The 12317-nt window shown below is 75.0% G+C and carries 11 protein-coding genes; 8 read left to right on the top strand and 3 right to left on the bottom strand.

The window, feature by feature from the left end; all coding sequences use genetic code 11:
• The 3 genes from OVN18_RS04945 (at position 1) to OVN18_RS04935 (ending at position 4025) form a co-directional block, all read left to right on the top strand.
• Entirely contained in the window at positions 1-1767 is a 1767-nt protein-coding gene (locus OVN18_RS04945; RefSeq protein ID WP_267782345.1) for an FAD-dependent oxidoreductase, read from the top strand.
• Between the two features lie 449 nt (positions 1768-2216).
• Positions 2217-3416 carry a glycoside hydrolase family 26 protein gene (locus OVN18_RS04940; RefSeq protein WP_267782343.1) on the top strand — a complete coding sequence of 400 codons (1200 nt, stop codon included), beginning with the start codon at positions 2217-2219 and terminating at the stop codon, positions 3414-3416.
• 144 nt (positions 3417-3560) lie between these two features.
• Positions 3561-4025, top strand: coding sequence for a hypothetical protein (locus OVN18_RS04935; protein ID WP_267782342.1), 465 nt, complete (start codon positions 3561-3563; stop codon positions 4023-4025).
• Between the two features lie 22 nt (positions 4026-4047).
• Here the strand turns inward: OVN18_RS04935 and OVN18_RS04930 are convergent, their stop codons facing one another.
• Positions 4048-6357, bottom strand: coding sequence for a heavy metal translocating P-type ATPase (locus tag OVN18_RS04930; protein ID WP_267782340.1), 2310 nt, complete (start codon positions 6355-6357; stop codon positions 4048-4050).
• A 5-nt stretch (positions 6358-6362) separates the two neighbouring features.
• Positions 6363-6848, bottom strand: a complete 486-nt coding sequence (locus OVN18_RS13135) for a heavy-metal-associated domain-containing protein (protein ID WP_324287736.1) — start codon at positions 6846-6848, stop codon at positions 6363-6365.
• 190 nt (positions 6849-7038) lie between these two features.
• On the opposite strand from OVN18_RS13135, the gene OVN18_RS04920 reads away from it, so the two are divergent.
• From OVN18_RS04920 to OVN18_RS04900, 5 genes are read left to right on the top strand one after another with little or no spacing between them, the layout of a single operon-like run.
• On the top strand, positions 7039-8379 hold the full coding sequence (locus OVN18_RS04920; RefSeq protein WP_267782339.1) for a lycopene cyclase family protein: 1341 nt from the start codon (positions 7039-7041) through the stop codon (positions 8377-8379).
• A complete protein-coding gene (locus OVN18_RS04915; protein WP_267782336.1) occupies positions 8376-9398 on the top strand; it encodes a Brp/Blh family beta-carotene 15,15'-dioxygenase in 1023 nt (340 codons plus the stop codon). Before OVN18_RS04920 ends, OVN18_RS04915 begins: the two co-directional genes overlap by 4 nt.
• Positions 9399-9438: 40 nt before the next feature.
• Positions 9439-9699 (top strand): hypothetical protein, encoded by a 261-nt coding sequence (locus OVN18_RS04910; protein WP_267738471.1) that lies wholly within the window; start codon positions 9439-9441, stop codon positions 9697-9699.
• Positions 9700-9701: 2 nt separating this feature from the next.
• On the top strand, positions 9702-10592 hold the full coding sequence (locus tag OVN18_RS04905; protein WP_267782334.1) for an FHA domain-containing protein: 891 nt from the start codon (positions 9702-9704) through the stop codon (positions 10590-10592).
• 49 nt (positions 10593-10641) lie between these two features.
• Positions 10642-11313, top strand: a complete 672-nt coding sequence (locus OVN18_RS04900) for a ribonuclease H family protein (protein WP_324287735.1) — start codon at positions 10642-10644, stop codon at positions 11311-11313.
• On the opposite strand, the gene OVN18_RS04895 is transcribed toward OVN18_RS04900, so the two are convergent.
• Positions 11310-12305 (bottom strand): SDR family NAD(P)-dependent oxidoreductase, encoded by a 996-nt coding sequence (locus tag OVN18_RS04895; protein WP_267738468.1) that lies wholly within the window; start codon positions 12303-12305, stop codon positions 11310-11312. The two genes, OVN18_RS04900 and OVN18_RS04895, sit on opposite strands and share 4 nt — an antisense overlap.
• Positions 12306-12317: the final 12 nt, after the last annotated feature.

The raw sequence follows: 12317 nt of genomic DNA, 5'->3' as shown, positions 1-12317 counted from the left end.
ATGCTCCGCTCCCGCACCCCGAGCGCCCCCGGGCCGCGCCACCACGACGTGCTCGTCATCGGCTCGGGCTTCGGCGGCTCCGTCGCCGCGCTGCGCCTGGCCGAGAAGGGCTACCGCGTCGCGGTGCTCGAAGCGGGTCGCCGCTTCGCGGACGCCGAGCACGCCCGCACGAGCTGGAACCTGCGCCGGTTCCTCTGGGCGCCGCGCCTCGGCCTCACGGGCATCCAGCGCATCCACCTGCTCGACGACGTGCTCGTGCTGGCCGGTGCGGGGGTCGGCGGCGGCTCGCTCGTCTACGCGAACACGCTCTACCGGCCGGCCAGCGACGCCTTCTACCGCGACCCGCAGTGGGCGCGCATCACCGACTGGAAGGCCGAGCTCGACCCCTACTACGACCAGGCGAGCCGCATGCTCGGCGTCGTCGAGAACCCGACCGAGACGCCCGCCGACGCGATCATGCGGGCGGTCGCGGACGACCTCGGGGTCGGCGACTCGTTCCGGCTGACGCCGGTCGGGGTGCACTTCGGCGCCGGCCCCGGCGTCATCGCGCCCGACCCGTACTTCGGCGGCGCGGGGCCCGACCGTGCCGGCTGCCTGCAGTGCGGCGAGTGCATGACCGGCTGCCGGCACAACGCGAAGAACACCCTCGTGAAGAACTATCTGCCGCTCGCCGAGAAGGCCGGCGCCACCGTGCACGCCCTGACGACGGTCGTGCGGCTCGCGCCGCGATCCGAGGGCGGATACGTCGTGACCACGCGGGCGACCGGGCGCGGGCGCCGCACCGAGCAGACCTGGACGGCCGACGAGGTCGTCCTCGCCGCCGGCGCCTGGGGCACGCAGCAGCTGCTGCACCGGATGCGCCTCGAGGGGCATCTGCCGGGGCTGTCGCCGCGGCTGGGCGAGCTCACCCGCACCAATTCGGAGTCGCTCGGCGGAGCATCCACCGCCCTGACGCACGCGCGCAGCGTCGACTTCACGCGCGGCGTCGCGATCACGAGCTCGGTGCACCTCGACGAGCACACCCACCTCGAGCCCTGCCGCTACGGCCACGGCTCGAACGCGATGGCGCTGCTCGCGACCCTCATGGTCGACGGCGACGGGCGCGGCCCGCGCTGGCTGCGCTGGCTCGGGCAGCTCGTGCGCCACCCCGGCCGCGCCGCCTCGCTGCTGTTCGGCATCGGCAGCTGGTCGCGCCGCACGGTCGTCGGTCTCGTCATGCAGAGCCGCGACAACTCGATCACCGTGCGCGGCGAGCGCGGGGCCTTCGGGCGGTTCCGGCTGCGATCGTCGCAGGGTCACGGCGAGCCCAACCCGACCTGGATCCCCCTCGCCAACCGCGCCTACGCGCTCATGGCCACCCACATGCGCGGGTTCCCGCAGTCGGGCCTCAGCGAGGTGGTGAACGTGCCGATGACGGCGCACTTCCTCGGCGGATGCCCGATCGGCGACTCCCCCGAGACCGGCGTGATCGACTCCTACCACCGGGTCTACGGCCACCCCGGGCTGCACGTGCTCGACGGCGCGGCCGTCTCGGCGAACCTCGGCGTCAACCCCTCGCTGACGATCACCGCCCAGGCGGAGCGCGCCGTCGCGCTGTGGCCGAATCACGGCGACGAGGATGCCCGGCCCGCGCTCGGCGTCGCCTACGCCCCCGTGCCGCCCGTCGCCCCGCGGTCGCCCGTGGTGCCGGCCTCGGCGAGCGGAGCCCTGCGCCTCCCCGGCGCGCCGGTCGCCGTGACGATGCCGCGGGTGCGGGCGCGGCCGTAGCCGCGGGCACCCCGCCCCGCACGCCCGTTCGGCCCGCGCGACCCGCGCGTCTCGCCGGTGCGTCTCGCGTGCCCCGCCGGTGCGTCTCGCGTGCCCCGCACCGCCCGCGCGTCTCGCACGCAGCGCGCCGCACGCTCGACGCTCCCCGGGAGCCGGACGTCCGCGGACTCCGGCATCCCCGCATCGCGATCGAGCCGGGCTGCCGCGCCGGACGCCGGCAGCTCGCGTTCTGCAGGAGGAACGACTCGGCTCCTGCTGCCTTCCACAATCACGGAGCGAGTGAACGCCGCTCACCCGCTCCGTGATCGTGGAAGCGTCGCGGCGAGCGTCCGCGCGGGCGACGCCTGCCGCGGCACGGCACGGCACGCGCCGCGTCGCGCGCGAGCGCGGCCGGACCCCCGCTGTTGGGGGTCTATCCGCACCCCGCGATCGCCCCGTAGCCTCGCCCGGTGTCACGTCGCCCAATCTTCCGCACCCGTGCGCTCGCCGTGCTCGCGGTCGGTGCCCTGCTCACGGCGCTCGGCGCATGCAGCACCTCCGAGGGCTCGGGCAGGGCGATCGCCGAGGAGCGGTGCCCGGCCGATGCCGCCTCGCTCGTCCCGACCGATGGCGCCCTCTTCGGCGTCAACCTCGACTGGGGCACCGAGACCCTCGCGGAGCTGTCGGGAGCGCTCGGCAGGACTCCGGCGGTCGCCGTGGTGTTCTCGGAGCTGCCGCTCACCGCGGAGAACCGCACGAACCTCGTCCTCGCGGCGGAGCAGGCCAGGGGCGAGAACTCGTCGCTGCTGCTGACGCTCGAGCCCCGCGCCGGCCTGGCCGCCGTGACGCCGGCGGTCGCCGAAGACCTGGCCGTGCTGCTGCACGAGATCTCCGCGACCGGCGTGCCCGTCACCGTGCGGTACGCCCACGAGATGAACGGCTCCTGGTACGCCTGGGGTCAGCAGCCCATCGCGTACGTGGCCTCGTTCCGCCTCCTCGCGGCGGCGCTCGACGAGGGCGCCCCCGGGACCACGATGATGTGGGCGCCGAACTACGGCGGCGGCTACCCCTTCGCCGGCGGCGAGTTCGAGACGACGCGCACCGATCTGCCGTTCCGCATCCTCGACACCGACGACGACGGCATCCTGTCGATGGCCGACGACCCCTACGCGCCCTACTACCCCGGCGACGACGTCGTCGACTGGGTCGGCATGTCGCTCTACCACTGGGGGTCGGTGCACCCCTGGGGCGAGAACGAGATCGCCGAGCCGACGAAGTTCGCCCAGCAGCTGATCGGGGAGTACGACGGCCTCGGCGGTGACGACCGCGCCCTGCCCGACTTCTACGGGCAGTACGCGGAGCGGGCGGGCAAGCCGCTGGCCATCCCCGAGACGGCCGCCTTCGTGACGGCGGATGCCCCGGCCGACCTCGCGCTGGACATCAAGCGCTCGTGGTGGACCCAGGTGCTCAGCGCCGAGACCGCCGCCCGGTTCCCCGCTCTCGCGATGATCAACTGGTTCGAGTGGAACAAGTTCGAGGTCGAGGTCGGCGGCGACGTCGACTGGACGATCGCGCGCGACGACGCGACGCTCTCGGCCTTCACGCGCGAACTGCCGACCTGGTTGCGCTTCGCGCCCGAGGCCGACCCCTGCGCCGCCCCGGCGTCGTGAGCGTCGACCCCTCGGGGTCGCCGCTCGCGGTCGCGGTCGCCGCTCGGGGCCGCCGCTCGGCCGCGAGGCCGCATGGCGCGACGACGCGCTGCCGATTCCTCGACGATCCCTCGAAACGACGCATCCTCGACTAGCCTGGGGCGCGTGCACCTCCGCCTCCTCCGCGTACTCGCGATCGTCGTCCTGATCGCGCCGACCCTCGCCCTGGCGAGCACGGCGGCGCTCTGGCTCCCGACGCTCCCCGCGACCATCCCCGTGCAGTGGTCGTCGAACGGGGTGAGCGCGACCGCTCCGACCCCGGTGCTCATCGTCGGCCTCGGCGCGATCACCGCCCTCGCCTCCGTCATCGGCATCGCGACCGTGCGGGGGGCGCGCACGGTCGAGCAGCTCCTCGCGTCGCGGCGTGCCGTCGCCGCGTGCGCGGCCGCCGCGGGCGCGGCGTCGGCCGTCTGGATCAGCTGCGCGGCGCTGTCGCTCGACGGCGCCCCGATCAGCTCGGCCGACGTGGGCGGGTGGCCGCTGCTCGCCCTCGCGGCGGGGCTCGCCTGGGGCGCCCTCCCCGCTCTCCTGCTCAGCGCGGCCGGGGGGCGCGAGCGCGCGACGGCCTGACCGGCGCGCGCTCCGGCTGCCCCTACGGCCGCGGCAGCGCCCGGAACCCGCGCAGCCGCAGCGAGTTCGTCACGACGAACACGCTCGACAGCGCCATCGCGAGCCCCGCGAGCAGCGGGTTGAGCAGGCCGAGCATCGCGACCGGGATGGCCGCGACGTTGTAGCCGAAGGCCCAGAACAGGTTGCCGACGATGGTGCGCAGCGTGCGGCGCGCGAGCCGGATGCCGTCGGCGACGACGAGCAGATCGCCCGAGACGATCGTCAGATCACTCGCCGCCATCGCGGCGTCGGTTCCGCCGCCCATCGCGATGCCGAGGTCGGCAGCGGCGAGCGCCGCCGCATCGTTGACGCCGTCGCCGACCATCGCGACGACGCGGCCCTCGGCCTGCAGGGCGCGGATCGCGTCCAGCTTGCCGGTGGGGGTGACGGATGCCCGCACGGCGGAGGCGTCGATCCCGACCTCGGCCGCCACGGCCGCGGCCGCTCCGGCGTTGTCGCCCGTCAGCAGCATCGGCTCGAGCCCGAGAGCCCGGAATCGCTCGACCGCGAGCGCCGCCGAGGCCTTCACGGTGTCGGCGAGCACGACGAGCCCGGCGAACGAGCCGTCGACGGCCACGGCGATGGGGGTCGCGCCGCGCGACTCGTGCGCGGCGAGATCGGCGGCAGCGGCATCCGGAACCGTGATCGCCCACTGCTCGGCGAGCCAGGCGGGGCGCCCGATGGCGACCGCGTGCCCGTCGACCTCCGCCGAGACGCCGGCACCCGCGTGGGCGGTGAAGCCCGAGACGGGCGGCAGGGCGAGACCGCGCTCGGCGGCGTGCGCGACGACGGCGCGCGCGAGCGGGTGCTCGCTGCCGTTCTCGGCGGCCGCGGCGAGCGCGAGCAGGGCATCTGCATCGAGAGCCGACGCGGAAAGAGGAGTCACCGCGACGACGGCCATCTCGCCGCTCGTGATCGTGCCCGTCTTGTCGAGCACGATGGTGTCGATGCGGCGGGTCTGCTCGAGCACCTGCGGGCCCTTGATGAGGATGCCCAGCTGCGAGCCGCGCCCCGTGCCGACGAGCAGCGCGGTCGGCGTCGCGAGCCCGAGCGCGCAGGGGCAGGCGATGATGAGCGTCGCGACGGCGGCCGTGAAGGCCTGCTCGACGGTGCCGCCGAGCAGCAGCCAGCCGGCCAGCGTTCCGAGCGAGAGCAGGATGACGACGGGCACGAAGACGCCCGAGACGCGGTCGGCGAGCCGCTGCACGCGGGCCTTGCCGGTCTGCGCCTCCTCGACGAGCCGGGCGAGGCGGGCGAGCTCGGTGTCGGCGCCGACGCGCGAGGCCTCGACGACGAGCCGGCCGCCGCCGACGTTCACGGTGCCGCCCGTGACGCGCGAATCCATCTCGACGTCGACGGGCAGCGACTCGCCCGTGAGCAGGGAGGCGTCGAGCGAGGTCTGCCCCTCGATGACGACGCCGTCGGTGGCGACGGTCGAGCCGGGCCGCACGATGAAGCGGTCGTTGACCTGCAGCTGCTCGACGGGCACCGAGACCTCGACGCCGTCGCGCAGCACGATCGCGTCGCGCGCCGCGAGGTCGAGCAGCGCGTTCATCGCCGCCCCCGACTCGCGCTTCGCCCGGGCCTCCATGTAGCGCCCGGCGAGGATGAAGACCGTCACCGCTGCCGCGACCTCGAGGTAGATCTCGTGCGCACCGGCCTCGGGCGCCCCGAAGAGCTGCATGCTCATCGTCATGCCGGCCATGCCGGCCTCGCCGAGGAACAGCGCGTACAGCGACCACAGGAACGCCGCCGCGACGCCGACCGAGATGAGCGTGTCCATCGTCGCGGCGCCGTGCCGCGCGTTGACCGCCGCCGCCCGGTGGAACGGCCACGCCCCCCACACCGCGACGGGTGCGGCGAGGGTCAGCACGAGCCACTGCCAGTTGGTGAACTGCAGCGCCGGGATCATCGACAGCGCCACCACGGGCACCGTCAGCACGAGCGAGATCAGCAGGCGGCGGCGCAGCGGGGCGAGCTCGTCGCGATCCGGCCCGGCGGCGTCGGCGGCGGGGCGGGATGCTGCGCTCGCCTCGCGCGGAACCACGAGGCTCGCGCCGTACCCGGCCTTCTGCACGGCGGCGAGCAGGGCATCCACATCGAGCGGCTCATCGCCGGCGACGGAGCGCACCGTCGCCTTCTCGGTGGCGTAGTTCACGCTCGCCTCGACCCCGGGCACCTTGTTGAGCCCGCGTTCGATGCGGTTGGCGCACGAAGCGCAGGTCATGCCCGTGAGCTCGAGCTGCACGGGGGCGGGAGCAGGGGCGGCGGGGGCGGAGAGCGTGTCGGTCATGGTGATCAGGCCAGCTGGTAGCCGGCCTCCTCGACGGCGGCGCGCACGGCGCTCTCGTCGACGGGAGCCGCGGAGGTGACGGTGACGCGCGAGGCGCCGCCCTTCTTGAGCACGACCTCGACGTCGGCGATGCCGTCGAGCGCGCCGACCTCCTCCTTGACGCTCGCGACGCAGTGCCCGCAGGTCATGCCGGTGACGAGGAACTCCTGCGTGCTGGTGGGCGCCGCGGTGCCGTTGCCGATGCCGCTCGTGCGCGACGTCGCCGAGCCCGCGTTCGACATGCGGAAGGTCGCGGGGTCGGGGGCGCCGGTGATGGTGTCGGCGAGGGGAGCGGGCTCGCGGTAGGTGCCGGTCTGCTCCGCCTCGGTCGCCGTCGCCTCGGCGCCGGCGGTGCCGCCGCCGCACGCGCAGGATCCGCCGCCGCAGCATCCGCCGCCGGAGGCCGAGGTGTCGCCGAGAAGGTTGAGTCGAGGGGTCTGCTGAGTGTCCATGGCTCCATTGTTGCATACCCCCCTGGGGTACGCCAGTCCGCGACCCCGTCCCGCCCCGCCCGCGCAGGATGCGCAGGCAACTCGCGGCTGGCGACCATGCAACGCACGAGCGACTCCCCACTGCGCTCCAGCCGCACGGGCGATGGTGAGCAGGCGCGAGACGCGCCGCGAACCGAGGACGGAGCCGCCCGTGACGAACGTCGACCTCGCCATCCTCGGAGGCGGGGCCGCGGGGCTGGCCCTCGCCCGACGGCTCGCAGCCGCCGGAACGGGTCTGCACGTCATCGTGATCGAGCCGCGCGAGCGGTACACCGACGACCGCAGCTGGGGCTTCTGGAGCCGCGGCGCCCATGACCACTCGGCCCTCGTCACCGCGAGCTGGGATGCCTGGAGCTGGCAGAGCGACGGCGGCGCGCGCTCCGGCTCGGTGGCGCACACCACCCCCGGCGCGCGCTACGAGCTCCTGCGCGCGGCCGACGTGGCGGCGCACGCGCTCGCCGCCATCGCGTCGAGCCCGAGCGTCGAGCTGCGGCTCGGCGTGCACGCCGAGAGGGTCGAGGCGCGCGCCGGCGGGGGCCTGCGCATCCTCACCGACGACCGCGACGCCGCACACCGCGAGATCACCGCCCGCTGGGTCGTCGACACCCGCCCGCGCCCCGCCGACGCCCTGCTCTACCAGTGCTTCGCCGGCAGCGAGGTGCAGCACGGCGGCAGGCTCGACCTCGCCGCGCTCGGCATGACGACGGGCACGGCCGGGCTCATGACCGGCATGACGAGCGACGCCGACGGCTTCGGATTCACCTACGTGCTGCCGCTCGACGCGACCACGGCCCTCGTCGAGTGGACGCGCTTCAGCGGCCACCCGCTGCCCGCCGCCCGCCTCGCCGCCGAACGGGATGCCCGTCTCGCCGCCCTCGGGATCGCCCCCGCCGACGGGGGCGTCGTCGTGCGCGAGGAGGCCGGGACCCTGCGCATGGGCCGGGTCGAGCCCCCCGACGCCGCCGAGCCCGGAGCCGCCGCCGACCCGCCGGGCCTCGTGCGCGCCGGAGCCGCCGGCGGGGCGCTGCGCGACGCGACCGGCTACGGCTTCCAGCGCATCGAGCGCTGGGCCGAGGCCTGCGCCGCGGCCCTGCTGCGGGGCGAGCCGCCCGTCGCGCACCCCGAGGAGCCCTGGGCGCGCCGGCAGATGGACCGCATCTTCCTGCAGGCCCTGCGCGCGCATCCCGAGCGCGCGCCCGAGTTCTTCACGGCCCTCGCCCGACGGGTGCCCGCCGCGAGCCTCATGCGCTTCCTCACCGACGCCGCCCGACCGGGCGACCTCGCGCGCATCATCCTCGCACTGCCGAAGCTGCCCTTCCTCGCCGAGATCCCCGACCGGCGCCGAGCGCTCGTCGCCCGCGCGACCGAGGAGCGGGCGGCGATGCGCGCGGCTGCCCGGCTCGCGCGGCGCAGGCCCACCGAGTCCGCGGGCTCGGGCGCCGCTCCGACGCGGTCGACCCGCGCACGGCACCCGCAGCCGGCCCGCGCATGACGCTCGCGGCACCCCGCGCGCGCCGGAGAGCCCCCGCGCCGAGCGCGGCCCCGGCCGGGGCATCCCGTCGCCCGCCCGAGACCCTCGTCTTCCTCGTCGCCGCCCTCGCGACGGCGCTCGCCTTCCTGCTCGCGGCGCCCGAGCCGCCGATCGCGCTGCAGATCGCCGTCATCGCCGTGCTCGCCACGGTGCTCGGGCTGCCGCACGGCGCACTCGATCCGCTCATCGCGCGCCGGCTCGGCTACTGGCGGGGGCCGATCGGCTTCGCGGTGTTCAACCTCGGCTACGGGGCCGTGGCGGTCGCCGTCCTGGGCCTGTGGCTGCTCGCGCCGGTGCCGAGCCTCGTGCTCTTCCTCACCGTCTCGGCCGTGCACTTCGGCGGCGACTGGCATCGCGCGAGCGGCCGGGTCGCCCGCCCGATCGCGCGCACCCTCGCCGGAGCCGCCCTGCTGAGCATGCCCGCCCTGCGCGACGAGCAGGCCGTCGCCGACCTCTACGCCGTGCTCGCGGGCGAGGGCGCGCGCCAGGTCGCCGCGGTGCAGGCCGCCCTCGGCCCGGCGCTGCTCATCGCGCTCGTCGTCGTCGCCGCGCTCGCCGCCCGCCGCGCGCCGCACGAGGGGCTCGAGCTCGTGGCCACGGCCGCGCTCGGCCTGCTCGCGCCGCCGCTGATGTTCTTCATCGTCTACTTCTGCACGCTGCACAGCGCACGGCACCTGCGCGAGGGCTTCGTCGAGGAGGCCGCGACCCCCCGCCGCACCCTCGCGCTCGTCGTCGTGGCCTACACCGTGATCCCGGTCGCGGGCGCCGCCGTCTTCCTCGCGACGACCGGCGCAGGCCCATCCCTCGACGACCGCCTCCTGCAGGTCGTCTTCATCGGCCTCGCGGCACTCACGGTGCCGCACATGGTGCTCGTCGCCCTCGGCGACCGGGCGGCGGCCGCGCATCCCGAGCAGTCGGTGCGGCAGCACCGCGAGTTCGCTGGGAGACGAGGGCGGCCGTCGAGCCCCGGTCTACGGTGAGGCCAACGCTCCTCCGACGACGACGCAAAGGGATGACGGCATGGCTGACGCAACGAGTGGGACTCCCGGGATCGGACCGGACGGCCGTGTCATCCAGGACTGGACCGACCTGGGGCGCGAGATGTGGTCGTACCTGACCGGTCGCGGTGCCGCGGTGAACTACACCTTCGTCGACATGACGGTCGAGGTGCCGCGCGACATCGGGCCCGATGCGCCCCGAGCCACCTGGAAGTTCGACGGAACCCTGCGCGTCACCACCAGTGACGACGTCGCGGCCGGGGCTGACCCGCACCGCAGCTGAGCGTGGCCGTCACTCCGCGCCTCGAGATCGATCTGCGCTTCGCCGTGCAGGGCGCCGACGGCGGTGGCCCGCTCGCCGGCACGGTCTCGGCGAACGGCACCCACGCGACGGTGACCCTCGACGAGGGCATGGTCCGGCTGCCCGGCACCCGCTCCAGCCTCGCGCTGGCGCGAACGGTCGGCGCGGAGCTCGCCCGCCTCGGGCTCACGGCCTCGCTGCGCACCCGTCACGGGGTCGTCGGCACCGCCGGCGCCGTGCGCGCCCCGTGGTTCCAGCGGCTGATCAGCAGGTCGCCGCATCTGAGGCTCGGCTCGCTGGGGGCGCTCCGCGCGCTGCGCCGCGACGGGCGCTCCCCCGATGCGCAGTCCATCACGCTCCCGCCCCCGACGCTGCTGCCCCTCGCCCCCACGGTCATGCGGGGCTCGCACCGCCGCGTCACGACGACGCACTACCTGCCCGGCTCGGGTCGGCCGAGGCTGATCTTCGCCGTGGCATCGGGCACGTGGGACGGCAAGCCTCCCCGGGAGTTCGCCCTCCTGCCGGAGGTCACGCGCATCGGCTCATCGCCCTCCGCCGACCTCGTGCTGCCGGGTCTCGAGGCGGAGCACGCGCGGATCGTCCACACCGACGACGACGAGTACGTGCTGCACCTCACCGACCCCCGGTTGCGCGACGGGGCGCCGGTGCTGCTCGATCAGCCGCCGGACGGGCGCATCCTGCGCACCGGTGCGCTCATCGCGCTGGGCGACTGGCGGCTCGCCTTCTTCCGCGAGGAGTTCGCCGACCACGGCCGCCCCTTCGGCGGTCGCGTCGGCGGCGAGTTCGCGGTGCAGAAGCCGCAGCCCGAGCGGTCGACGCGGTCGAGACCGACGCTGCCCCCGCCGCCCGGATGAGCGGTGCCGCCGGGCTCCGCGCCCCGCGGCGATCGGTACGCTGGAGCCGATGACGATCACAGCAGCGGCCGACGGTTCCGCACTCGGGAACCCCGGCCCCGCCGGCTGGGCCTGGTACGTCGACGACGACCGCTGGGCGGCCGGCGGCTGGCCTCACGCCACCAACAACCAGGGCGAGCTGATGGCCGTGCTCGATCTCTTCCGGGCCACCGAGCACCTCGACGACGACCTGCACATCCTGTGCGACAGCCAGTACGTCATCAACTGCATCACGCAGTGGATGCCCGGCTGGAAGCGCAAGGGGTGGCGCAAGAGCGACGGCAAGCCGGTGCTGAACGTCGATCTGCTGAAGCAGCTCGACGCCGCGATCGTCGGTCGCCGCTACCGCTTCGAGTGGGTCAAGGGCCACATGGGCCACACCCTCAACGAGGCGGCGGATGCCCGTGCTCGCGCCGCGGCGGAGGCCTACCAGCGCCGCGCGGCCGTGCCGACCGGCCCCGGGTTCCCCGGCGGCGCTCGCGCCGGCTCGGCCGCCCTCGTCGCGCCGGATCGCGCCCCCACCCTCTTCGACGAGCTCGACGCCGCACCCGCTCCGGCCGCGTCGGCACCCGCCGCGGCGTCCGCTCCCCTCGCGCTCTCGCCCGAGCAGGCCGCCCGCCTCGAGCAGCGCGCCCGCGCTCAGGGCGTCTCGCTCGAGCAGGCGCTGCGCGACCTGATCTAGCGGGCCGACGCCTCCGTGACCGGGCTCGAGGGCAGGTAGGGCGCCGTCGCCGCATCGAGCCACTCCTCCAATGCCCGTCGACGCGCCGCATCGCGCGTGACGGCCTCCGCCTCGGTGCGACGACCGATCTCGACGTACCCGCCGTGCAGTTCGGGATGCTCCTCGCCGAGCCCGAGCGCCACCGCGTGCCGCGCGGTCACGGGCACCGAGGTCGCTCCGGGCAGGACGCGCATCGCCGGCATGAGGTGCTTCCACACCCAGTACATGTACCCCGGCATGTCCTTGCCGAGCCCGGTGCCGGCGACCAGGCCCGGATCGTAGGTGTTGAGTCGCCCTCCCACCGCACTGAGCCGCTCGGCCCACCCGTGCGAGAGCGTGACGAGCGCGAGCTTGCTCGTCGCGTACGCCACGCCCCCCTGCTCGCGCTCAGCGGCGAAGCGCTCGACGCCGGTGGGCGCCGGCTCGGCGGTCGCGAGCTCCTGCGGCGATCGCCAGATCGGGTCGGGGACGAGACCGAAGGATGCCCGCTTGCCGCGGTGGGTCGACGATCCCATGAGTACGACGTGCCCCGCCGGCGCGAGCACGGGGGCGATGCCCCGCAGGAGGAGGTGCTGGGCGATGACGTTGACCGTGAATGTCAGCTCCCAGCCCTGCACGCCGGTGCGCCGACGATCGGTGAACTGCGCGCCGGCGTTGAGAAGGGTGACGTCGATGCCGCGTGCGGCCGGACCGCGGCCCAGCAGGCCGCGCACCTGCTCCAGCGCGATGCGGACGCTGCGGAGGTCGGCGAGGTCGACGGCGACGCCGTGCGACTCGAGGCCGGCGGCGCGAGCCGTGCCGAGGGCGCGATCGAGAGCCGCGCGATCGCGTGCCAGCAGCAGGAGCCGGGGGCGTGAGGGATGACGGATGAGTTCGGCGAGCATCCCGGCGCCGATGCCGCTCGTCGGGCCGGTGAGCAGCACCGTAGGACTGGTGATGTCATGATCTGTCATGACGGCAGGATA

Source organism: Microcella daejeonensis (genome assembly GCF_026625045.1).
In the GTDB taxonomy this organism is placed as follows: domain Bacteria; phylum Actinomycetota; class Actinomycetes; order Actinomycetales; family Microbacteriaceae; genus Microcella; species Microcella daejeonensis.
Note: the sequence above shows the minus strand (reverse complement) of the source record. Positions and strands in the feature narration are given on the sequence as shown.

Excerpts from the sequence above, each read along its gene's own strand:
- OVN18_RS13135 (WP_324287736.1), bottom strand. The coding sequence starts at position 6,848 with ATGGACACTCAGCAGACCCCTCGACTCAACCTTCTCGGCGACACCTCG.
- OVN18_RS04945 (WP_267782345.1), top strand. The coding sequence starts at position 1 with ATGCTCCGCTCCCGCACCCCGAGCGCCCCCGGGCCGCGCCACCACGAC.
- OVN18_RS04900 (WP_324287735.1), top strand. The coding sequence starts at position 10,642 with ATGACGATCACAGCAGCGGCCGACGGTTCCGCACTCGGGAACCCCGGC.
- OVN18_RS04930 (WP_267782340.1), bottom strand. The coding sequence starts at position 6,357 with ATGACCGACACGCTCTCCGCCCCCGCCGCCCCTGCTCCCGCCCCCGTG.
- OVN18_RS04910 (WP_267738471.1), top strand. The coding sequence starts at position 9,439 with ATGGCTGACGCAACGAGTGGGACTCCCGGGATCGGACCGGACGGCCGT.
- OVN18_RS04915 (WP_267782336.1), top strand. The coding sequence starts at position 8,376 with ATGACGCTCGCGGCACCCCGCGCGCGCCGGAGAGCCCCCGCGCCGAGC.
- OVN18_RS04895 (WP_267738468.1), bottom strand. The coding sequence starts at position 12,305 with ATGACAGATCATGACATCACCAGTCCTACGGTGCTGCTCACCGGCCCG.